This window comes from Streptomyces sp. NPDC012474, from assembly GCF_042955185.1.
Classification (GTDB): domain Bacteria; phylum Actinomycetota; class Actinomycetes; order Streptomycetales; family Streptomycetaceae; genus Streptomyces; species Streptomyces cahuitamycinicus.
Genome location: NZ_JBIBEP010000012.1, coordinates 1 through 21903, shown reverse-complemented (window position 1 = coordinate 21903; position 21903 = coordinate 1). Strand labels below are relative to the sequence as shown.

Sequence of the window (21903 nt, the reverse complement as noted above, 5' to 3'; positions counted from 1 at the left end):
CGTCGGCAACGACCCGTAGATGTCAGTGGTGCGGGCCATACTCGTGCCGCGGCGCCGCCCGGCACCGCAGGGCGAGGGGAGCGGCATGGCTGAGGTACTGGTGTTCCACCACGGGCACGGGTTGACCGACGGCGTCCGTGAGTTCGCCGAGCAACTGCGCAGGGCCGGACACACCATCCATGTCCCGGACCTGTTCGAGGGGCAGGTATTCGACAGTCTCGAGGAGGGCATGGGTTACGCCGAGGATGTCGGGTTCGGCACGCTCGTCGAGCGTGGAACCGCCGCCGCCGAGGAGCTCCCTGCGGAACTCGTCTACGTCGGGTTCTCGCTCGGCGTCCTGCCCGCGCAGAAGCTGGCCCAGACTCGCCCCGGCGCAAAGGGTGCGCTGCTGCTGGAGGCATGCGTCCCGGTCGCGGAGTTCGGCGACACCTGGCCCCACGATGTCCCGGTCCAGGTCCACGGCATGGACGCGGATCCGTTCTTCGCCGGGGAGGGCGACGTGGACGCCGCCCGCGCGCTCGTCGAAACGGCGGCGGATGCCGAGCTGTTCCTCTATCCCGGCGACAGACACCTGTTCACCGACAGTAGCCTGCCGCCCTACGACGAGCAGGCCGCCGCGCAGGTCTCTCATCGAGTGCTGGACTTCCTCGACCGCGGCAGATAGCCCGGCATCGCGCGACAACTACCAAGGCCAGGGCTGCCCGCACCAACCTGCACTGGTGAGGCCGACGCGTCGTCGACCCAGGCGTGCTGTCCCGGCACGCGTGTGACACGCGGCCTACGGGATATCACCCCGCGAGTGGCGCAGCCGCGGCCTGTCCGGCGCGGGGACGACGGGCGCGGCCGAGCGGGAACGTCCCGGCGAGGCGGATCGTTGCCCATGAGTTCACTCACCTCCGAGTTCGCCCGTATCGCCGACCCAGGGAGCATCGTGCCCGAGACCAAGCCCGACCCGTCCACCGTCCTCCCCGCACTCCCGGCCCTGAGCGCGCAGGCCGAGCGGCTGATCGAGCTGGGGGTGCACGAGATCGCCGGGCTGTCCGCCGAGGAGATCCGCACATGCGCCGCGACGGGCGAAGCCGGGGCCGACGGCCAGGGTGCCCTGCTGGCCGTGCACCCGGACCGGGCCCCCGCCTCGGCCCTCACGCCGCTGCTCAGCCGTGACGGCAAGCCGGGCTTCGTCGTCGTCGACATGCCCGACGTCGACGAGTTCGCCCCCTGCGCCCTGGAACTGCCCGACGCCCCGCTCTACCTCGTCCACGGCATCGACCGCGGCGACCACATGGCCAACTGGTCCCCGGACGAAGCACTGCCCGCCCTCACCAAGGAGGACCGCACCCCGCTGGTGCTCACCGAGGGCATCCACTGGGTGCTCCAGCAGCCCGAGGCCCTGGAGCGCAACCTCTGCTTCATGACCATCGGTTCCCGGCTGCGCAAACCCAACGGCACCTTCGACGCCCGCACCCCGGCCATCTGGATCAGCAACGGCACCGGCCGGGACGGCCGCGAGCGCCGCAACGCGCCCAAGGTCGGCTGGTGCTGGTGGAACAACCGGCACACCTGGCTGGGCTTCGCCTCCACGACGGGCCGCAGGGGCTGAGGCCCGTCACCGCACGAACCGGGTGAGTGGCGCCGGCCGCCCCGTGCTCAGTCCGCCGGAGCGGCACCCCGGGCCGGAGCGCCCGTACCGCCCCGCAGCGCCTGGTACACGGACCACACCACGGCCACCAGCGGTACGGCCACCACCGCACCGATCACCCCCGCCGCCACCGCCCCGCCGACCACCGCCAGGGCGACCACCACCGGGTGCAGCCGCACGGCCCAGCTCATCACGATGGGGTGCAGGAGGTGGCCCTCGATCTGGCCGATGACCACGATCAGGGCCACCACCACCAGGGCGATGAGCGGCCCCTTCGACGCCAGGGCGACGACGGCGGCGACCGCCAGGGCGATGGGCGAGCCGATCAGCGGGATGAACGCCGCCAGGAACTCCAGCAGGGCCAACGGCACGGCCAGCGGCACCCCGAGGGCGAACAGCGCGATGCCCACGAGGACCGCGTTGGTCGCCGCCACCAGCAGGATGCCGTGCGTGTAACCGGTGAAGGTCCGCCAGGCCGCACCGGCCCCGACCGCGAACCGCTGCCGGGCCCGGTCGGGGAGCTGGTCGCACAGCCACTGCCACTGCTTCTCGCCGGAGTGCGTGAAGAAGACCGCGCAGAACAGGGCAAGCGCGAGCACGGTCAGCACCTCGACCAGCCGGCTCGCGCCGCTGACCGCCGTACTGATGATGGTGGAGCGGTGGTCCGACAGGAGCTTGCCGATCCGGGACTGGAGATCGTCGAAGGCGTCGGCGGGCAGCCGGAAGGGCGGTTCCTCCAGCCGTCGCTCGATCCGGTCGATCCCGGCCACGAACTCCTTCTCCAGCCCGGTCCGCTGGTCCGCCACGGTCTCACCCACCAGGGCCAGTGCCCCGAGGACGAGGACCATGCCGCCGATGAGCGCGGCGGCGACCGCGAGCGGCCGGGGCATGAACTGGGCCAGCAGACCGGCCACCGGGCGGAGCACGGCGGTGATCACGAGACCGAGGAAGACGGCGACGGCGATCCGGTGGAACTGCCCGAGCACGGAGAAGGCGACCCGGACGACGATGCCGACCGCGATGAGCCGCCACGCGTACGCGGCGGCTGTCCGCAGCCCGCCCGGTACGCGCGACCCGGCATCGTTCAGGCGCGGCAGCGCCGAGACGGGTGGATCGGGGGGCGTCGACATCTCATGCCCGTACCACCCTGGGGCCGTCGAACCATGGGGCGAGCCCGGAATTCCCCCGAAGGCCGGTACGGGCCGGCGGAGGGGCCCGTCGGGAGCCCGACGCGATCGTGCCGGAGTTCGCGGCGCGGTGGTGCCGGAGTTCGCGGCGCGGTGGTGCCGGAGTTCGCGACGCGATCGTGCCGGCGTTCGTGACGCGATGGTGCCGGCGTTCGTGACGCGACCGTCCGGAGTCCGGACGGCCGCAGGGGTGTCAGCGCACGGGGAAGCCGAAGGAGTACCCCTGCTCCTTCAGCCACGGCAGGAGCTCCCGCAGGGCGGCGACGGTCTGCGAGCGGTCTCCGCCCGCGTCGTGGAAGAGGAGGGTCGGGCCGTTGGAGATCTCGTTCTTGACGGTTGCGACGATGGCGTTCGTGCCGGGGCGCTCGAAGTCCTTGGAGTCGATGTTCCAGCCCAGCGGGCGCATGCCGCGGGACACGGCGAGGTGACGGCTGGAGGGGGTGAAGGCCCCTCCGGGAGCCCGGTAGTACAGGGGGCGCACACCTCCGGAGGCCTCGGTGATCATGCGCTCGGCGTCCCTGATCTGCTCCGACTGGTAGGCCTTGGACTTGTGATCCATGGTGACGTCGTGCGAGACCGTGTGGTCGCAGAGCCGGTGCCCGGCCGCCACGACCGCCTTGACCAGGCCGGGGTGGGCGCGAGCCTGTGTGCCCACCATGCAGAAGGTGGCCTTGACACCGTTGTCCCGTAGCAGCTCCAGCACTTGAGGTGTCCAGACGGGATCCGGTCCGTCGTCGATGGTGATGTTGACGCCGCGTGCGCCTGCGTCCGAGGCATGCACGATGCCCGCCCGCACGGGCGCGGCCCTCCGGTCCTGGGACGGGGCGGGAGGAGCCGCGACGCCCCGGTCGGATCCTCCCGCGCCGGGACCGACCTGCGCGTTCCAGAACGAGGTCAGGCCGGCCACCGCGGTCACCCCGAGCGCCGCTGCCAGCACTTTGGCGTACCATCCCCGTCCGCCGCTTCCCACCATGTCTTCTGTTCCTTCGCCGTCGCCGTGGAGCCCGTCCATAGGGCAAGAGGGCGGACGGCGGCCGGCGGATCCGTCTGTTACCGATCACGGACAATCCCGCTGCTCGGTGGTATCCCTGCGGCCTGGGCGACCCGGTGGTTCGCGCAGGCAGGCGACGGCCGACCCGCCCGCCCGGCCCGGTGAACCACCACGAGTCGGACGATGCCGTTCGGCCAGTCGGACATTGTTCGAAACCTCTTGACGCTGGCCCGGGTGCCGACTGAAACTCTCGCAACACACTTCACCTGCGTGTAACGGCAGGCCCACGGCAAGCACATGCCGTCGCCTCGTCGGCTCCTCCTTTTCGTACCGCTGCCTTGTCCGTCATCAGCCATGCCTCAGCAGGGAACCTTGACATGACGCACGTCGCACGACTTCGCAGCCGCGCGAGACGCCGGGCGGGCCATCTCGCCGGACTGACCGCCGCGTCGATGCTGCTCACTCTCGCCGGACCCGCCGTCTCCGCACAGGCCGCCCCGGCGGCCCCCGCGGCCGAAGCCGCGGACATCACCGACGGCCTGGCCCTGTGGTACAAGCTCGACGCCGGCTCCGGCGGTACCGTGACCGACGCCTCCGGCAACGGCCGCAACGGCACGGTCAGCGGCGCCGCCGACTGGTCGGCCTCCGGGCAGGGGCTCGCCTTCAACGGGTCGGACACCTACATCAAGGTGCCGGACGACGTCATGAAGGGCATGGACGCGATCACCGTCTCCATGGACGTACTGATCGACCCCGCCCAGAGCACGCCCTACTTCCTCTACGGCTTCGGCAACACCAGCGCGGGCAGCGGCAACGGTTACCTGTTCACCACCGGCAACTCCTTCCGCACCTCCGTCGCGACGGGCAACTGGTCGACCGAGCAGACCACCAAGCCCTCCGACTCCCACAACCTGACCCGCGGCGTGTGGAAACACATCACCTACGCCCAGACCGGCTCCACGGGCGTGCTCTACGAGGACGGTGTCGAGGTCGCCCGCAACACCTCCGTCACCACCACGCCCGGCGCCATCGGCTCCGGCACCACCAAGGCCAACTACATCGGCAAGTCCGTCTACGACGGCGACAAGCTCTTCAAGGGCCGGGTACGCGACTTCCGGGTGTACGACCGGGCACTGGACGGCTCCGAGGCCGAGCAGCTCTCCCTCCCCGTCGCCACGCAGGGCGTCGCCGACGACAAGGACGCCCTCAGCCTCGGTGACACCAGTGGCGTCACCGCCGACCTGGACCTGCCGAAGACCGGCCCGGCCGGCGGTTCCGCCATCAGCTGGGACAGCGACAACCCGTCCGTCGTCTCGGACACCGGCAAGGTGACCCGCCCCGAGGCCGGCTCACCGGACGGCCGCGCCACCCTCACGGCGACCCTCAAGAAGGGCACCGTGACCGGCACCAAGACCTTCGACGTCACGGTCCGGCCCGCACTCGACGACGCGGCCGCCGTCCGGCAGGCAGCCGAAGCGCTCACGGTCCACAACCTCGACGACGCCCGCGGCAACCTCACCCTGCCCAGGAACGGTGCCCTCGGCACGGCCGTCACCTGGTCCTCCGCGAAGCCGGACGTCGTCTCCGCCGGCGGCGAGGTCCACCGCCCCGCGCACGGCGACGGCGCCACCACCGTCGAGCTGACCGCCACCGTCACCAAGGGCGAGGCCCGGGCGACCCGCGTCATGACGGCCAAGGTGCCCGAACTGCCCGCCGACGCCGCCCTCAAGGGCTACATGTTCAGCTACTTCACCGGCGAGGGCACCTCCGACGGCGAACAGCTCTACGCCGCCCTCAGCAAGGGCAACGACCCGCTGCACTGGCGCGAGCTGAACGACGGCAAGCCGGTCCTCACCTCCACGCTCGGCGAGAAGGGCCTGCGCGACCCGTTCATCATCCGCTCCCCGGAGGGCGACAAGTTCTACCAGATCGCCACCGACCTCAGGATCTACGGCAACGGCGACTGGGACGCCTCCCAGCGCACCGGCAGCAAATCCATCATGGTCTGGGAGTCCACCGACCTGGTCCACTGGACGAACCAGCGCCTGGTCAGGGTCTCACCCGACAGCGCCGGCAACACCTGGGCGCCGGAGGCCTTCTACGACGCCGAGCGCGGCGAGTACGTCGTCTTCTGGGCGTCGAAGCTGTACGACAACGCCGACCACTCCGGCGACACGTACAACCGCATGATGTACGCCACCACCCGCGACTTCCACACCTTCAGCGAGCCCAAGGTCTGGATCGACCGCGGCTACTCGGTCATCGACTCCACGATGATCCGGCACGACGGCACCTACCACCGGCTGTCCAAGGACGAGCGGAACAACAGCTCCTCCACCCCCAACAGCAAGTTCATCTTCCAGGAGAAGAGCGACTCGATCCTCGACCCGTCCTGGACCCCCGTCGCCGAGGGCATCGGCAAGGGCGCGATGAACGCCGCCGAGGGCCCGCTGGTGTTCAAGTCCAACACCGAGGAGAAGTGGTACGCGTTCCTCGACGAGTTCGGCGGCCGCGGCTACATCCCCTTCGAGACGACGGACCTCGACTCCGGGACCTGGACCCCCTCCACCGGTTACGACCTGCCGTCCAAGCCCCGCCACGGTACCGTCCTGCCGGTCACCCAGGCCGAGTACGACCGGCTGCTGCGCGCCTACCAGCCCGACCAGATCGTGAAGAGCGTCGAGGACGTCTCCGTGAAGACCGGCATCGGCCAGGCACCGGTGCTGCCGGCCACGGTGATCGCCGAATACGCCGACGGCGTCAAGCGGCCCGTCTCCGTCGACTGGGAGGACGTCCCGGCGTCGAAGTACGCCCAGGCCGGCACCTTCACCGTCACCGGCAGCCTGCCCGGCGGCGCCGCGATCCCGGTCCGGGCCGAGGTCACCGTGTCGAACGAGACGCCGGACGTCCCGGCGGACCTGCTGCTGCACTACGACTTCGACGAGACCGGCGGCGGCATCGCCCGTGACTCCAGCGGGCACGGCCACCACGGCACCTATGTGCGGACCCCCGAGTTCGGCACCGGGGTCGAGGGCGGCTCGTTCAAGATGTCCGGCGACCCGTCCAGCTCGCCGTACGTGAAGATCCCGAACGGTGTGCTGAAGAACGCCGGCAGCGTGACGGTGTCGACGTACGCCAAGTGGAAGGGCGGCAGCAGCTTCCAGTGGCTGTTCGGGCTCGGGCCCGACAGTGACAAGTACCTGTTCGCCACCCCCTCCAACGGCGGCTCCAGCCTCTACTCGGCCATCACGAAGGCCAGTTGGTCGGCGGAGTCGAAGCTGACGGCCGGTTCGCAGCTCACGCCCGGCCAGTGGCGGCACGTCACGGTGACGCTGGACGGCGCCACCGGCACGATGGTCCTGTACGCCGACGGCGTCGAGGCCGCCCGCACGACGACCACCGTCAAACCGTCCGAGCTGTACGACGCGGCCAAGGACCACAGCGGCTACATCGGCCGGTCCCTGTACGCGGCCGACCCGTACTTCGGCGGCGAGGTCGACGACTTCCGCGTCTACGACCGGGCCCTCACGGGCACCGAGGTCATGCGGCTCAGCGGCAACACCGCGGGCATCGCCAAGGCGACGCACCCGGCGCTCAAGGTGGACGCGCTCGTCGACAACGCGGGCGGCACGGTCACCCTGCCGATGAAGGCGGGCACGGACCTCACCGCGCTGGCACCGCGGTTCACGCTCGCCGAGGGAGCGACGATCACTCCCGCCTCCGGCAGCGTGCGCGACTTCACCCGGCCGGTGACGTACGAGGTCACCGGGTCGGACGGCAAGAAGCGCACCTGGAAGGTCTCGGCACTGATCATGAAGACCCCGGTCCTGCCGGGCCTGAACGCCGACCCGAACATCGTGCGCTTCGGCGACACCTTCTACATCTACCCGACGACCGACGGCTTCGAGGGCTGGAGCGGCACACAGTTCAAGGCCTGGTCCTCCACCGACCTGGTCCACTGGAAGGACCACGGCGTCATCCTCGACCTGGGGCCGGACGTCGCCTGGGCGGACAGCAGGGCCTGGGCGCCCGCGATGACGGAGAAGGACGGGAAGTACTACTTCTACTTCTGCGCCGACGCGAACATCGGCGTCGCGGTGTCCGACTCGCCCACCGGGCCGTTCAAGGACGCCCTGGGCAAACCACTGCTGAAGGCCGGTGACTTCCGCGGCCAGATGATCGACCCGGCGGTCTTCACCGACGACGACGGACAGCAGTACCTCTACTGGGGCAACGGCCGTGCCTACGTCGTCCCACTGGGCGACGACATGACCTCCATCGACACCTCGCAGGTCAAGGACATCACCCCGAGCGGCTACAACGAGGGCACCTTCGTCATCAAGCGCAAGGGCACCTACTACTTCACGTGGTCGGAGAACGACACCCGGGACGAGAACTACCGCGTCGCCTACGCGACCGGCCCCTCGCCCACCGGCCCGTGGACCAAGCAGGGCGTCATCCTGGAGAAGGACCTGTCCCTGGGCATCAAGGGCCCGGGCCACCACTCCGTCGTCCAGGTCCCGAACACCGACGACTGGTACATCGCCTACCACCGCTTCGCCATCCCCGGCGGAGACGGAACCCACCGCGAAACCACCATCGACAAGCTGGAGTTCGGTTCCGACGGCCTGATCCGGAAGGTCGTTCCGACTCTCGGTGGCATCGACCCGGTCACCGTCGTCCACGCCGGGCCGGACGCCGCCGGTGCCGAGGGCGAGGCGATCACGCTCGCTGGCACGGTCTCCGGCGCCGGCACCCCCAACTGGACCGTCCAGGACGGCGCCCCGTGCACCGTCAAGGACCCCGCGGCGGCCCGCACCACCCTCACCTGCACCGACGACGGCACCTTCCAGGCCACCCTCACCGGCGGGCGCGGCAGCGACACCGCGACCGTCAAGGTCTCCAACGCCGCCCCGTCGATCACCTCCGCCAAGGGCCCCGGTTCGCCCCTCGCGGTGGGCAGGGCCGCCGTCGTCACCGCGTCCTTCGACGACCCGGGCACGAGCGACCGCCACACCTGCACGGTCGACTGGAAGGACGGCAGCCGGCCGACGACCGGCACGGTCACCGACTCCGGCTGCCGCGCCGCACACGTCTACGACGACGCGGGCATCCACCGCCCGGTCGTCACGGTCACCGACGACGACAAGGGCACGGACAGCACGACGCTCGCCGAGCTGATCGTCTACGACGGTGCGGCTGGGCCCGCCGTCGGCGCCGGCACGATCACCTCGCCGGCCGGTGCCTACCCGGCCGGGCCGGGGCTGACCGGAAAGGCGGCGTTCACCCTGGGCGCCCAGTACCGCAAGGGCGTCGCCGTCCCCACCGGCAAGGCCACGTTCGTCTTCGGCTCCGCCCGGCTGGCCTTCCGCTCGACCGGTTCCGACTGGCTCGTGGTGGACGGCTCCCGGGCCGTCTACCAGGGCACGGGCACGGTGGGCGGCAAGGGCGGCTACGCCTTCAGGGTCACCGCCACCGACGGCCCGGACACCTTCCGCATCAGGATCTGGAAGAAGTCCACCGGCGACGTCCTCTACGACAACAGGACCGGCGCCGGCACGAAGGGCGTCATCACCATAGGAAAGCACCGCAGCTAGGCCGGTCCTCCCTACCGGCAGGGGCGCCTGACCAGGACGTGTGTGTCCTGGTCAGGCGCCCTCCTGTCTTCCGGCGTCACGGCGACTCCCCTGAGGGCGCGGGCAGGGGGACGCCGAGGGCGACCGGTGTGCCGAAGTCCGGTGTGCCGTCGGCGTTCCAGGTGATCTTCTGTGCCCGAGCGGAGCGGTTCATGTCGCAGCCGCCGCCCGCCGAGTCGTTGGCGTGGTAGACCATCCAGTCCTCGGTGCCGTCGCACGACTTGAAGAAGCCGTTGTGGCCGGGGCCGTACACGCCGTTGGCGTCGGACCTCTGGAAGACCGGGTTCGGTGACTCGACCCAGGAGGAGGAGCTCAGCGGGTCACCGCCGTTGTAGGTGAGCATGCCCAGCTTGTAGTCGGGCGTGGAGCAGTGGCTCGCCGAGTAGACGATGAAGGTCTTGCCGCCCCGCTGGAGCACCTCGGCGCCCTCGTTGACCGCGCCGCCCACCGTCTCCCAGCTGTAGGTCGGTGTGGACAGCACACGCCGGGTGCCACTCGCGGTCCACGGGTTCGACAGCGGCCGGATGAACATCGGCTGCGAGCCGTTGTAGAAGGTGCCCAGCAGGTAGAGCTTGCCGTTGAGCCGCAGGATGCCCGGGTCCAGCTCCCAGGTGTTGTCCTGGGCCGGGTCGAGCAGGTCGGCCTTGAAGGTGTAGGGCCCCATCGGGTCCGTACCGGCGCTCTCGAGCACATGGATGCGCTGGGTGCCCAGGTCGAAGGGCTCCCGTCCGGCCGTGTGGTAGAAGTACCAGCGCTTGCCGTCGGGCCCGTCGAGCAGATGGTGGAGTACTCCACCGGCTCGGTCGGCATCGGCGCCACCGCGCCCCTGTGGGGCACTCTCGCCCGGCGCTGCGTGGAGGGCCGCTTCGGCGGCGCCGGCACCGGGCGGCGGTACTCCCTGCTCGGCGACGCGGAGCTGGACGAGGGGGCCATCTGGGAGGCGATCCAGGACCCGATGGTGCCGGACCTGGGTGAGGCCGTGTGGATCGTCGTCCATGCCGTTGCCGGGGCAGACGCTGATGGGACCGCTCTCGAAGCCGGGCCTGACCTGATCGTGCCCCCGATATGTCGGGCAGCGGGGCGATTGTCGTGACGGTTGATGCCATGCACAATGCACGGGACCGCCCAGCGGCGTGCGCGAGGGCGGACCTGAGGAGGACATGCCGTGGTGACCGTCTGGTGGTTGCCCATGGCAGCGCTCGGTGGTGCGTGTGCCGGTGTCCTGCTGACGTACATACGGATGCGCCGGACCGCCGCGGCCCGGGTGGTGGAGCTGGCTCAGCTGGAGCACGTGGTGGAACGCCGGGCGGAGCAGGTGGCCGCGCTCAGCCATGAGTTGCGTACGCCGCTCAGCATGATCAAGGGCGCGGTGGATCTGCTGCGGGAAGGGGCTCCGGGCCCGCTGACGTCGGCGCAGGAGCGCCTGCTGCAGGTCGCTGCCCATCAGTCGACGCAGGTCACCTCGCTGTGCGAGAGCCTGCTGATTCAGGCGAAGATCGAGGCGGGCCTGTTCACACCGCGAATGGAGAAGGTGGACGTGTCGGTCGTGGCACGGGACGTCGTCACCGCGATGCGGCCGCTGTGCGCTCAGCGCGAGCAGCGGATCAGCCTGGACGTGCCGCAGGTGATGCCGCGGATCCCCGCGGACCCGATGCTGCTGACCCAGGCGCTGACGAACCTGCTGTCGAACGCGAGCCGGTTCACCACCAAAGGCGGCAGCATCGATGTCCGGGTCGCGCTCATCGACACCGGCGTCGCGGTGTACGTCACCGATGACGGCGCAGGCATGACGCGCGCCGAGCGCCGTCGCCTGTTCCACCGCTTCGCCACCGGGCGGCCCCTGGCAGACGGGACCGGTCTCGGTCTCGTGATCACGAAGACGGTGGTGGAGCTGCACGGGGGCGAGATCATGGTGCACACCGAGTCGACCCGCGGGACGACGTTCCTGCTGACCCTGCCCGACGCGTCATGACGGCGGAGGCACCGACTGCGGCGGGGCCGACCGCGTTGGTGGTCGACGACGAGCCACAGATGACGATCATCATCGAGTTCGCCCTGCAGACGCAGGGGTTCACGGTGCTCACCGCACATGACGGCGCGACCGCGCTGAATCTGCTGAGGACCCGCACCGTCGACCTGGTCGTGCTGGACGTGATGATGCCGGCGATGGACGGGCTGACCCTGTGCGAGCGGATCAGGGCCCGGTCGGACGTGCCGGTCATGCTGCTCACCGCGCTGTCCCAGCACGACGACGTCATCGCCGGTCTGGAACACGGCGCCGACGACTACGTGACCAAGCCGTTCCACCCGCGTGAGGTGGCGCTGCGTGCCCAGGCTCTGGTGCGCCGTCACCGCCGGGGCAGCGGCGCCGCGGTCCGCGTCGGCGGGCTGGTGATCGACCCGGTGGCGCAGTCGGCGACGCTGGGCGGGCGCCGGTTGGACCTGCCGTTCACGGAATTCAAGCTGCTGAGTCACCTGGCCTCCCGGCGAGGTGTGCCGCAGTCCTGGCAGGACCTCCTGCGGGAGGTGTGGGGCACCGCCGACCTGCTGGGTGGACGGGACGTGGTCAAGTCCACGGTGTACCGGCTGCGGTCGCGGCTGGCGGGGGTTCCGGGCGGCGCGGCGTACATCCGCACGTTGCGCGGGGTCGGCTACCTGGTGCCGGACCTCCCGGTGGACGCCGAGGAGAGCGGTCCGGCCGAGGAGCCGGGCGGGCCGCCCGTCGGGTGACGGCGCTGTCACCGGGGATCACTCCGCCGTCACCGGCGCCCCGTTCACGTGCTCCTAATCTGGCCGAAACATCGCTCGGCCGAGCCGGTTCCGGCTCGCATACGCGGAGGTCAACGTCGTGACAAAGGGAAGACGGTCGCGCCACGGCGCGACACTGACGATGGCGCTGGCGGCTGTGGTCGTCGCGGCCGCAAGCGGATGCGCGCGCGAGGCCGGTGAGGTCAGCGCCGACCAGGACGGCGGCGTGGTGCACGTCGCCTGTGGTGCGACCGAGGAGTGGTGCGCCGCCACCGCGGAGCAGTTCACCAAGACCACCGGAGTGAAGGCGGACTTCGTCCGCCTCTCCAGCGGCGAGGCGCTGGCCAGGATCCAGGCCGGCAAGGGCAACGCCGAGTTCGACGTCTGGTACGGCGGGCCCGCCGACGGGTACGCCGCCGCGGGCGAGCAGGACCTGCTGGAGCGCTATGTGTCGAAGAACGCGAGCGCCATCCCCGCCCAGTACAAGGACGCCTCAGGGCTGTGGACCGGCGTCTACGTCGGCGCGCTGGGCTTCTGCAGCAACGGCAAGCTGCTGAAGGAGAAGGGCCTCGCCGCCCCGGAATCCTGGGCCGACCTGCTGGATCCGGAGCTGAAGAAGGACATCGGCATCGCGCACCCGTCCACGTCGGGCACCGCGTACACGGCCTTGTGGACGCAGGTGCAGTTGGCCGGCGGGGACGAGGACAAGGCGCTGAAGTACATGCGGGGGCTCCACCCGAACGTGTTGCAGTACACCAAGTCCGGCTCGGCGCCGTCGCAGATGACGGCGCGTGGCGAGGTCGCCGTCGGCGTCATCTTCTCCCACGACTGCATAGCCACCCAGGAGGCCGGCTTCCCCGACCTCCAGGTGACCTTCCCGTCCGAGGGCACGGGCTACGAGACCGGCGGCGTCGCACTGATCAAGGGCGCGAAGAACCCCACCAGCGCCAAGAAGTTCGTCGACTGGGCGCTGACCCCCGAGGCGCAGGAGATCGGCCCCCGCGTGAAGGCGTACCAGTTCCCGACCAACCCGGCCACCGAGGTGTCGGACAAGGTCGTCGACCTGGACACCATCAAGCTGGTGAACTACGACGCGGAGGAGGCCGGAGCGGCCAAGGCGGCGCTGACCAAGCGGTTCGACGAAGAAGTCGCGCAGGCGCCGAAGTCATGACCACGATGCTCTCCGGCCGCGAGCCGGCCACCTTGCCCGAGGTGGCGGCTCCGCGGCGGCGCCGCCGGGCCGACCTGGGCGTCCGAGTCCTGATCGCCGTCGTCACGCTGCTGGTGGTGATCGGCGCGGTCGTGCCGCTGGTCGCGGTGCTCGCCACCGCCTTCGCCCCCGACGCGCTGCCCCGCTACGCGGAGTTCTTCACGTCATGGGTCGACCTCGCCGTCCTGCGCAACACCCTGGTGCTCGGCGCGCTCGTCGGCTTCTGCGGTACGGCGCTCGGCTTCCTGTTCGCGTTCGTCCAGGCCAGGCTCGACGTGCCGGGGAAGAAGGTCCTGCACGTCATCGCCCTGATCCCGATCGTGAGCCCGCCCTTCGCGATCGCCACGGCCACGGTCGTGCTGTACGGCCGGCGCGGCGTCATCAGCAACGGCGTGTTCGGTGTGGAATACGACATCTACGGCCTGGACGGGCTGGTGTTCGTCCTGTCCCTGTCGCTGTTCCCCGTGGCGTACCTGGGGCTGCTCGGCATGCTGCGGGGGCTGGACCCGGCGCTGGAGGAGGCGGCCATGAACATGGGCGCCTCCCGGTGGCGGATCCTGCGCACGGTGATCCTGCCGTTGGTGGCGCCCGGTCTGGTCGCGCCTTTCCTGCTCCTGTTCGTGGAGGCGATCGCCGACCTGGCCAACCCCCTGGTGCTCGGCGGTGACTACACCGTCCTCGCCGGCCGCGCCTATCTGGCGGTCACCGGCGAGTACGACATCACCGGCGCCGCGGTCTACTGCGTGATCCTGCTGGTGCCGTCGCTGGCGATCTACTTCGGGCAGCGGCGCTGGATGAACCGCAAGGTGCGCACTACCATCACCGGCCGCCCGTCCGGCAGCGTCCACCTGATCACCGGCTGGGCACGGTGGCCGGTCTACGCGCTGGCGCTGCTGGCCGCCGCGGTGATTCTGAGCCTCTACGGCACGGTGATCGTCGGCTCCATGACCCGGGTGTTCGGGGTCGACAACACCTTCACGCTCGACTACCTCAAGGAGGTCGTTGCCGGGGTCGGGGTCGATGCGGTGCTGGACACGCTCAGGTTCGCCGCCATCGCCACGCCCGTCGCCGGTCTCGTGGGTCTGGCCGTCGCCTGGCTGGTCGTGCGGCACCTGGACCGCACGGCCTGGCTGCTCGACCTCGGCGGCACGCTGGGCGTCGCCGTGCCCGGCACCGTCCTGGGCATCGGCTTCGTGCTGGCCTACCGCCCGGACCGGTGGATCGGCCCGGTGCACGCGTTCCCCAGCCTGGTGGGAGGCAGCGCCGTCGCCGGTGGTGCGGTCGCCATCGTCCTGGCCTACATCGTGCGCAGCGTCCCGGCGGGCCAGCGCACCGCGGTGGGCTCGCTCACGCAACTGCACCCATACATCGAGCAGGCGTCGACGGACCTCGGGGCGAGTCCGCTGCAGACCTTCCGCCGGGTGACCCTTCCACTGATCCGGCCCGCGCTGCTCACCGGGCTGAGCTACAGCTTCGCCCGCAGCATGACCTCCGTCTCAACGATCGTCCTGCTGGTCACGCCCGAGACGAAGATCATTACGTCCCAGGTCCTCAGCGCCGCCGGCACGGGCCGGTACGGCGTCGCCTTCGCCTACTGCACCGTACTGACCGCACTGGTACTGACAGGCTTCGGACTCATTCGCGTCCTCGTCGGCACCGGGGCCGCTCTGCAGCGCACCGCCACCTCCGAAAGGCAGAAGTCATGACCGCCGCCGCGCCCGAACTCACCACCGCGCCACCGCGCGAGGCCGACAGCGGACACCTGCGGCTCGACGCTCTGACCAAGCGGTTCACCGGCCGCTCCGGCATCGTGACCGCCGTGGACAGTGTCTCGCTCGACGTCGAGCCGGGGGAGTTCATCACCCTGCTCGGCCCGTCCGGTTGCGGCAAGACCACCACCCTGCGCATGGTGGCCGGCTTCGAGGAGTCCTCCAGCGGCAGCATCCTCCTCGACGGCAAGGCCATCGACGACATGCCGGCGCAGCGCAGGCCCATGGCGATGGTGTTCCAGAGCTACGCGCTGTTCCCGCACATGACCGTGGCCGAGAACATCGCCTACGGGATGCGGCTGCAGCGGCGTACCCGCGACGACATCGCAACCAGCATGAGGATGGCCGTCACCAGCATGAATCTGGTCGGCTTGGAGGACCGCAGCCCGCACGAGCTGTCCGGCGGCCAGCAGCAGCGGGTCGCGCTCGCCCGCGCCCTGGTGGTGCAGCCGAAGGTACTGCTCTTCGATGAGCCGCTGTCCAACCTGGACGCCAAGCTGCGGGACGCGATGCGGGCGGAGATCCGGCGCATCCAGAAGATGTTCGGCATCACCAGCATCTATGTCACCCACGACCAGGACGAGGCGATGAGCATGTCCGACCGGATCGTGGTCATGAACAAGGGCAAGGTGGAGCAGGCCGCGGCACCGGGCGAGATCTACGCCCGGCCGGCCAGCGTGTTCGTGGCCGACTTCATCGGCCGGGCGAACTTCCTGGAGGTGGTACCCGAGCATGCCGGGGACGGCAGGGCCACCGTGACCGCGCTCGGCCGACAGTTCACCGTCGCCGCGCACCCCAAGGTCACCGCCGGCGGCACCGGCGCGTACCTGATGGTGCGCCCGGAAACGGCCCGGCTCTCCGCGATCACCGACGCCGGCACCGGCGTCGGAGTGGTGCTGCGCTCCACGTTCCACGGTCCTACGATCGACTACGAGGTGGAGACGACCGTCGGCACCATCACGGTCACCGAGCCGGGCGTCGATCCACGGGGAGCGCTGGCCGAGGGCACCAACGTCGAGGTCTCCTTCGACCCGGACCGGGCCTACCTGCTCACCCAGGACTAGCCTCCGTGTTGCGCTCGCAGCGGTGTCCAGAACAGCCCCTGTTCACGGACAACGGGAGGAGTGGACGGTCCATGGCTTCGTGGTCCTGCCACCGAGCCACAGACGGCGGGGCCTTCCGGTCCGTCCGAATCCTGCCTGGCCTCTGCAGCGCACGCGTGGTCGAGCGTCGTCAGGTCGGCCGGTCAGCGCAGGAGTCTGCGGATGATGGTGGTGGCGGCGCTGATGTCGGTGGGCTGCCCGGTGAGGAGCTCGCGGTAGTAGAAGGACTCGGCGACCCGGACGACGGCGTAGGCGAGGGTCGGGGCGTCGATGTCGTCGGGTTCGCCGATCTCGGACTGGATGAGCCGGCTGACGGTCTCGACTATGCGGTCCTGGATGACGCCGTCGCGCGAGGTCATCACCCGTAGCGCGGTGTCGGGGTGCTCGGCGACGAACCGACGCATGGCCGGCAGTTGTGCGCTGGTGGACAGCATGGCGTGAACGAGGTCGGCGACCTTGTCGGCACCTTGCCCGCGACTCCGGGGGTAGATCTGGGCGAACTCGGTTGTGGCGATCGCCCAGATCGCCTCGCCGATCAGGCGGTCGCGGTCGCCGTAGCGCCGGTAGAGGGTGGCGCGTCCGATGCCTGCCTCGGCAGCCAGCGCCCGTGCGTCGATCCAGCCGTCCCGCAGGAACATCGCGACCGCAGCGCGCAGCACCGGCTCGTCCGGGGGCAGCGGAGGCGGAGCCTCTTGCATCTGAGACATCATCGTCCTAGTGTCTCACTACATGCGCCGAGACACATGCGTATCAGTGTCTCATTCTTGGAGGGGGCTGCCCGTGGCCACAGCGAGGCGGACCATACCGTTCGCGATCTACGTCGTGATGTTCGCGGCCCTCGCACTGCAGAGCGACCTCACGGGGTTCATGGTCTGCAACCTGCTTGTGCAACTGGCCGTCTTCGTCGTGGGTGCGTGTCTGCCGGCCCACCGCACCGGGTTCATGTCCTATGTGGATGTGGCCTGGCCGTGGGGCCTGGCACTGATCGGGGTGCAGGTCCTGGCGTTCGGCGGCCTGGATTCGCCTGCGGCTGTCGTGACTGCGGCGATCTACCTGCTGATGGGCGTGCGTATGGGCGCCTGGGCGCTGCGGTTCATGGTGTTCAAGCGGTTGCCCGGCGAGTTGCCGCGGTACCAGTACCAGCGGATGCGCTGGGAGCGAGACGGGTTCCGCAACGAGAAGGTGTCGCTCCAGGTCGAGATCATGGTCCAGTGCGGCGCCAACATCGCCGTGCTCGCGGTCCCGGCCGCGCTCGCCACCGTGCGCCCGGCCGGCCTCGATGCCGTGAGTGTCGCGGCGATCGCGCTGTGGGCAGTGTTCTGGGTCTTCGAATCGGTGGCGGACCTGCAGAAGGCCCGATTCACCGACCGCACCCGACGAGACGGTGTGCGCCGCACCTGCGACATCGGGCTGTGGCGCTACAGCCGCCATCCCAACTACTTCGGTCAGTGGATGCAGTGGAACAGTCTCATCCTGTTGTCGCTGCCCGTGCTGATCGACCGCCGGCCACACCACCACATCGTCTTCGGCCTGCTCACCGCCCTTGCCCTGGCCTGGATCTCCTGGACCACGTACCACATGCTCGTGCACTACACGGGCGCCGTGCCTGCCGAGCATTTCAGCCGGCAGCGACGCCCCGACTACATCCGCTATCAGCGCGTCACCAACCGGTTCTTCCCCGGGCCTCGACGGACCACTCATCAGTGAGCCCCTCGAGTGCCCCCACGGCAGAGCGCCGAGCCGGGCGCCGTACGCCGGGCGCGCCGGCGTCGTCGCGGGCCACGTTCGTCAGGTCTCCGTGCCCCATGTGGCCGGCCTGCCCCCGACACCCCCGGTCACGGAGGGAGAGCCGGGAAGCAGCGGCGGGAACTCCCTTGGACGCCATACGGGTTGCCTGGAGCGCAACGATGCCTCCGGGCAACCCGACTTCAGGCTCTAGAAGAACCCAAGTTTCTTCGGGCTGTATGAAACCAAAACGTTCTTCGTCTGCTGGTGGTACAGGCGGTGTAAGCCGTTGACCAGCACGAATGGCGGCCACAGAGAAGGTCGGACGGAGGCTGGCCCGCATATGGTCCGGATCTTGGTCGCCGGTGTCGTCACGAGGGCCCATCCCTGCTTTCGTGCCCGTGCTGGAGCAATTCCTGGGCAGTTCGGCCAGCCTGTCTCCGGCCACGGTCACGCGGCTGACCCAGCAGTGGCAGGCCGACCACGCCGCGGTCGTGGACCGCGACTTCGCAGAGGTCGACTACGTATATGGGTGGGCCGACGGCATCCACCTCAATGTCCGCCTGGAGGAAGTCAAAGCCTGCGTACTCGTCCTCGTCGGCGTATGGGCCGACGGCAGTGAGGAACTGGTCGCGTTCAAGGACGGCTACCGCGAGTCGGGCGAGTCCTGGACCTGCTGCGCGACTGCGCCCGCCCGGGGATGCGTACCCCGGTCCTGGTTCGGTGACGGGGCTCCTGGTTTCGGGAAGGCCCTGGCCGAGGTCTTCCCCGCCACCCGGCATCAAAGGTGCTGGGTTCACAAGACGGCCAACGTGCTCAACGCTCTGCCGAAGTCGGGCCCAGCCCGGCGCTCACAAGGCGCAACACGGCAAACAAGACCAATTCACGTGTCGGCAGTCTGTGTGTGCTCGTCCACGCTGATGACGTTGCGATCCTCGGTCCCCTGGAAGGCGACCGCAGCGGCAGAAAGTAGATACGGGTGGTGCCCTTGCGGTTGTTTCGATCCTCGGTCGCCCAAAGGGGCGGCCGCCAGCAAGCCCGTGACCGCGATGCTCACCGCCACCTTCTGGTTGCGATCCTCGGCCACTCGGAAGGGTGACCGCCAACATGGCCCGGCCGATTTCGTGCGGCTGCAGCATGCGGTTGCGACCCTCGGTCGCCCCGGAGGGCGACCGACAATAGCACGGTTAGCGCCAACCGCCCGTCTTGGGGGGGCACCGCCACGAAAAGCCAAGCGCAAAACGCGTTCGCACGCCTCGCCGTTGCGATCCTCTGACACATAGAGAGCGACCATCAAATCCTTGGCAGCCTTCGACGCCGCGTCGATTGCCGCCTCGTTGCGATCCTGGGTCCCCTCAGGGGGCGACCGCCACGGCTTCGCCTTCGACTGCTTTGCCACGTTGGCTATGCTGCGATCGTGGGCCGTCCCGAAGAGCGACTCTCCAGCTGGTCATTCAGGTTGCCCAGGGTCTGGACGATGTTGCGATTCTCGGTCGCCCGCGAGGGCCGACCGCCTGCACCCGAGCGATGATTATGCGATCGCCCTTGGGCACGTTGCGATCCTCGGTCACTCCGAAGGGCGAACGCAAGCGCGATGGGCCGGGTCATGGCAGCCGTGGCCGCGGCGTTGCGATCCTCAGCTGTCCCGTGAGGACGACCGCCTGGTCTCGATGTCGTCGAGGGCGGAGGGCTCGTAGTTGCGATTCTGGACCACCCAGAAACGGCCGCCAAGCTGGCTTCGGCGGCCAGGACGTTGTCGAGCTGTCGTTGCGACTCTCGGCCGTCCCGGAGAGCGAACCGCCGATGGTGCTCGAGCTCCTCCTCAACCCGTAAAGCAGGTTGCGACCCTCGGCCGCTCCAGAGAGCGACCGCCAGTTTGTCGTTCGTGAGCGAGTGCAGCGGCGGCAGATGCGATCTACCGTCGCCCCGGAGAGCGACCGACACCGTCGATCTGGCCGACTGGACTGGCAAGCTGACGACGCTACGATCCTCGTTGACCTTGAAGAGAGACTGCCGCACTGGGGGTTGAGGGGCGAGTTGGACCGTGGCCTTGTCGCTTCGACACCCCTGGGAGCGATCGTCAGGCGCCACGTATGCCACCACTACCAGGTCAGTTGGCTCGTTGCGATCCTCGGTCGCTTCCAAGAACGACCGCAAGGGGTCTGTTTCCAGGAGGGCGACCGCGAGGTCCGAGCGATCATGACGGAACCCTCGCGTCGGGTTGCGACCCTCGGCCGTGCCCGAGGGTGACCGCCAGGGACCCGTTGAGGAACTCATCACCGATTACTTCCGGTACGTTGCGATCCACGGCCACCCCGGAGGGCGGCGGCCAGCAAGCCCCGCTGGGGGCCCAGACCTGATTAGCGTCACGTTGCGATTCTCGGTCGCCCCGGAGGGCAACCGCCAGGGCAAAGAGGGCATTGCCCAGGTCTTCCGATTGTGTGCCGTTGCGATTCTCGGCCGCACTGAGGGCGACCGCCGGCGTTGCGCCTTGTCATCGCCGCTCAACCCATTGCGATCTTCGATCGCCCTGGAGAGCGACCGCTAGGTAGTGCGGATTGGAGCTGTGGAGCCCCACGGTGTGTTGCGATCCTCGGTCAGCTCGAAGGGCGACCGCAAGCTTGCTGTTCTGCCTCGGAACATTCACCGCAACCGCGTTGCGATTCTCGGCCGACCGCCCTGAGCGGCGACCGTCAGATCGGTGTAAGCACCCGTCGTCAGGTCCGGCTCCTGTTGCGATCCCCGGTCATCCCGAGGGGCGACCGCCATGTGGACGGCCGGTCAAGGTTCTTGACAGGCCGTCGTCGCGATCCTCGGGCGCCCTGGAGAGCGACCGCCAGGTGTCGTCAGGATTGATGGCGTAGAACCAGGTGACGTTGCGATTCACGGTCGCCTCGAAGGGCGACCGCCAGATCGGCGTGCGCACCCGTCGTCAGGACCGGCTACTGTTGCGATTCTCGCTCACTTCGTAGGGCTACCGTCAGTGGTCCTCGAGCTCCTCCTCAAGCCCGTACAGCAGGCTGCGACCCTTGGTGGTTCCGAAGCGACTGCCAGCCAGAACGCGACGTGCAGCCCCTCGGATTGCCAATTCTCGTTGCGGCCCTGGGTCATCCCGCAGGACGACCGCACTGTAGGAGCCCGCCGTAACGTTCAGCGACGACCAGCCATGGCGGTCCTCGGTCGCCTCGAAGGGCGGACCGAGGACCGCAACTCTCAGCAGAATGGGAACCGCGCGCCGTACTTGTTGACGTTGCGATCCTTGGCCGCCTCTTGAGGGCGACCGCCACCGGCGCGGATGCCGTTCCCGATGATCGACACCACCACGTTGCGATGCTCGACCGCCCCGAAGTGCGACGGCCAACGGTTGGACGACTTCGGCCGTCAGCCCGGCGCGGAGTTGCGATCCTAGTCCGTCCCGCAAGGCGACGGCCACGTCCAAGATGCAGGCATGGGCGTGGGATTTGGAGATATTGCGACCCTCGGCCGCCCTGAAGGGTGCCCGCCACGCCGACCGCGTTTGCCGTCTGCCCGAGGTCTAGATCATTGAGATCCTCGGCCGCTCCCGGATGGTGACCGCCACCGACTTGTGCAGGTCCGTCGCGACGGAGACGGCGTGGTTGCGATCGTCGGCTGCCCCGGAGGGGCCCGCCACGGCAGTGTGGTGGTTCAGCACTGTGTACACCGGCCCGTTAGATTCTCGGTCGCCCCGAAGGGCGACCGCCACCTGAGCAGTGTTTCGCGGTGTTTTGGGTTAGGGGGCGTTGCGATCCTCGTCGCCCTGGGGCGACTGCGGGACTCTCCTAAGAGATCGTCTCATTTGGCGAGTCGGCGGTAGCAGATGAGGGTGCAGGCGATGCTGGTGAAGGCCAGGAAGTGCTCGGCTTTTCGTTCGTAG

Annotated in this window: 14 protein-coding genes and 3 pseudogenes; 11 read left to right on the top strand and 6 right to left on the bottom strand. The window is 69.3% G+C overall.

Going from position 1 to position 21903, the window contains the following annotated elements; genetic code table 11:
• Nucleotides 1–85 precede the first annotated feature (85 nt).
• Together ACFY9S_RS24720 and ACFY9S_RS24715 are read left to right on the top strand one after the other, a co-directional pair.
• Entirely contained in the window at nt 86–664 is a 579-nt protein-coding gene (locus ACFY9S_RS24720; protein WP_391132016.1) for a dienelactone hydrolase family protein, read from the top strand.
• Between the two features lie 216 nt (nt 665–880).
• Entirely contained in the window at nt 881–1600 is a 720-nt protein-coding gene (locus tag ACFY9S_RS24715) for a DUF5701 family protein (protein WP_391132014.1), read from the top strand.
• A gap of 47 nt (nt 1601–1647) precedes the next feature.
• Here ACFY9S_RS24715 and ACFY9S_RS24710 read toward each other — a convergent pair whose 3' ends face one another.
• Both ACFY9S_RS24710 and ACFY9S_RS24705 read right to left on the bottom strand, forming a co-directional pair.
• Nucleotides 1648–2769, bottom strand: a complete 1122-nt coding sequence (locus ACFY9S_RS24710) for an AI-2E family transporter (protein ID WP_391132012.1) — start codon at nt 2767–2769, stop codon at nt 1648–1650.
• 250 nt (nt 2770–3019) lie between these two features.
• Nucleotides 3020–3799 (bottom strand): polysaccharide deacetylase family protein, encoded by a 780-nt coding sequence (locus tag ACFY9S_RS24705; RefSeq protein ID WP_391132010.1) that lies wholly within the window; start codon nt 3797–3799, stop codon nt 3020–3022.
• 395 nt (nt 3800–4194) lie between these two features.
• On the opposite strand from ACFY9S_RS24705, the gene ACFY9S_RS24700 reads away from it, so the two are divergent.
• Entirely contained in the window at nt 4195–9414 is a 5220-nt protein-coding gene (locus ACFY9S_RS24700; RefSeq protein ID WP_391132008.1) for a family 43 glycosylhydrolase, read from the top strand.
• A gap of 76 nt (nt 9415–9490) precedes the next feature.
• On the opposite strand, the pseudogene ACFY9S_RS24695 reads toward ACFY9S_RS24700, so the two are convergent.
• A pseudogene (locus ACFY9S_RS24695) lies at nt 9491–10237 on the bottom strand (family 43 glycosylhydrolase); the annotation flags it as partial.
• Here ACFY9S_RS24695 and ACFY9S_RS24690 point away from each other — a divergent pair.
• From ACFY9S_RS24690 to ACFY9S_RS24665, 6 genes and pseudogenes are all read left to right on the top strand, one after another.
• Nucleotides 10235–10444, top strand: a pseudogene (locus tag ACFY9S_RS24690) (transketolase); the annotation flags it as partial. The pseudogenes ACFY9S_RS24695 and ACFY9S_RS24690 sit on opposite strands and share 3 nt — an antisense overlap.
• Before the next feature lie 174 nt (nt 10445–10618).
• Entirely contained in the window at nt 10619–11425 is an 807-nt protein-coding gene (locus tag ACFY9S_RS24685; RefSeq protein WP_391132006.1) for an ATP-binding protein, read from the top strand.
• The gene (locus ACFY9S_RS24680) at nt 11422–12183 is read left to right on the top strand and encodes a response regulator (protein ID WP_391132004.1); all 762 of its coding nucleotides are present in this window, start codon (nt 11422–11424) and stop codon (nt 12181–12183) included. Before ACFY9S_RS24685 ends, ACFY9S_RS24680 begins: the two co-directional genes overlap by 4 nt.
• 118 nt (nt 12184–12301) lie before the next feature.
• Nucleotides 12302–13372, top strand: coding sequence for an extracellular solute-binding protein (locus ACFY9S_RS24675; protein ID WP_391132002.1), 1071 nt, complete (start codon nt 12302–12304; stop codon nt 13370–13372).
• On the top strand, nt 13369–15117 hold the full coding sequence (locus ACFY9S_RS24670; protein WP_391132001.1) for an ABC transporter permease subunit: 1749 nt from the start codon (nt 13369–13371) through the stop codon (nt 15115–15117). Before ACFY9S_RS24675 ends, ACFY9S_RS24670 begins: the two co-directional genes overlap by 4 nt.
• Nucleotides 15114–16244: an ATP-binding cassette domain-containing protein gene (locus ACFY9S_RS24665; RefSeq protein ID WP_391131999.1), complete on the top strand. Its 1131-nt coding sequence runs from the start codon at nt 15114–15116 to the stop codon at nt 16242–16244. The genes ACFY9S_RS24670 and ACFY9S_RS24665 overlap by 4 nt, the downstream gene beginning before the upstream one ends.
• 182 nt (nt 16245–16426) lie before the next feature.
• Here ACFY9S_RS24665 and ACFY9S_RS24660 read toward each other — a convergent pair whose 3' ends face one another.
• Nucleotides 16427–16993, bottom strand: a complete 567-nt coding sequence (locus ACFY9S_RS24660; protein WP_391131997.1) for a QsdR family transcriptional regulator — start codon at nt 16991–16993, stop codon at nt 16427–16429.
• A 70-nt stretch (nt 16994–17063) separates the two neighbouring features.
• Here ACFY9S_RS24660 and ACFY9S_RS24655 point away from each other — a divergent pair, with 70 nt between their 5' ends.
• Both ACFY9S_RS24655 and ACFY9S_RS24650 read left to right on the top strand, forming a co-directional pair.
• Nucleotides 17064–17990 carry a DUF1295 domain-containing protein gene (locus ACFY9S_RS24655; protein WP_391131995.1) on the top strand — a complete coding sequence of 309 codons (927 nt, stop codon included), beginning with the start codon at nt 17064–17066 and terminating at the stop codon, nt 17988–17990.
• A 320-nt stretch (nt 17991–18310) separates the two neighbouring features.
• Nucleotides 18311–18784 (top strand): annotated as a pseudogene (locus ACFY9S_RS24650) (transposase); the annotation flags it as partial.
• A 107-nt stretch (nt 18785–18891) separates the two neighbouring features.
• Here ACFY9S_RS24650 and ACFY9S_RS24645 read toward each other — a convergent pair.
• On the bottom strand, nt 18892–19095 hold the full coding sequence (locus ACFY9S_RS24645; RefSeq protein ID WP_391132424.1) for a hypothetical protein: 204 nt from the start codon (nt 19093–19095) through the stop codon (nt 18892–18894).
• Between the two features lie 2448 nt (nt 19096–21543).
• The gene (locus tag ACFY9S_RS24640; protein WP_356929320.1) at nt 21544–21690 is read right to left on the bottom strand and encodes a hypothetical protein; all 147 of its coding nucleotides are present in this window, start codon (nt 21688–21690) and stop codon (nt 21544–21546) included.
• Nucleotides 21691–21903: the final 213 nt, after the last annotated feature.

Bases quoted from the DNA above. Each gene is read 5' to 3' on its own strand.
- ACFY9S_RS24715 (WP_391132014.1), top strand. From the start codon at position 881: ATGAGTTCACTCACCTCCGAGTTCGCCCGTATCGCCGACCCAGGGAGC.
- ACFY9S_RS24680 (WP_391132004.1), top strand. From the start codon at position 11,422: ATGACGGCGGAGGCACCGACTGCGGCGGGGCCGACCGCGTTGGTGGTC.
- ACFY9S_RS24670 (WP_391132001.1), top strand. From the start codon at position 13,369: ATGACCACGATGCTCTCCGGCCGCGAGCCGGCCACCTTGCCCGAGGTG.
- ACFY9S_RS24710 (WP_391132012.1), bottom strand. From the start codon at position 2,769: ATGTCGACGCCCCCCGATCCACCCGTCTCGGCGCTGCCGCGCCTGAAC.
- ACFY9S_RS24720 (WP_391132016.1), top strand. From the start codon at position 86: ATGGCTGAGGTACTGGTGTTCCACCACGGGCACGGGTTGACCGACGGC.
- ACFY9S_RS24665 (WP_391131999.1), top strand. From the start codon at position 15,114: ATGACCGCCGCCGCGCCCGAACTCACCACCGCGCCACCGCGCGAGGCC.
- ACFY9S_RS24660 (WP_391131997.1), bottom strand. From the start codon at position 16,993: ATGATGTCTCAGATGCAAGAGGCTCCGCCTCCGCTGCCCCCGGACGAG.
- ACFY9S_RS24705 (WP_391132010.1), bottom strand. From the start codon at position 3,799: ATGGTGGGAAGCGGCGGACGGGGATGGTACGCCAAAGTGCTGGCAGCG.
- ACFY9S_RS24700 (WP_391132008.1), top strand. From the start codon at position 4,195: ATGACGCACGTCGCACGACTTCGCAGCCGCGCGAGACGCCGGGCGGGC.